General features: G+C 63.5%; 1 protein-coding gene. It reads left to right on the top strand.

Going from position 1 to position 249, the window contains the following annotated elements:
- On the top strand, positions 1–249 hold a 249-nt coding region (locus ACQG3P_RS21155; protein WP_426806150.1), incomplete at both ends, for an SDR family oxidoreductase.

A 249-nucleotide genomic window follows, 5' to 3' on the forward strand; every position in this document is an offset into this window, starting at 1 on the left:
CCGGCCTATTTCATCGACAACGACCTCACCCTCAAGGACGTGGTGCAGGGCTATGGTGTGTACCCCATGCCGATTGGCAGCAAGGGGCTGGCGATGATCGACCCCCGCGACATCGCCGAGATTGCCGCCATCGAACTGCTCAACCGCGAACAGGCGCCGGACAACCGAGCGCGGACCCGAATCAACCTGGTGGGCCCGGAAGCACTCACCGGAGAACAGGTGGCCGCCATCTGGAGCGATGTGCTGAAC

Source organism: Stenotrophomonas sp. SrG, assembly GCF_050031795.1.
GTDB lineage: Bacteria > Pseudomonadota > Gammaproteobacteria > Xanthomonadales > Xanthomonadaceae > Stenotrophomonas > Stenotrophomonas rhizophila_A.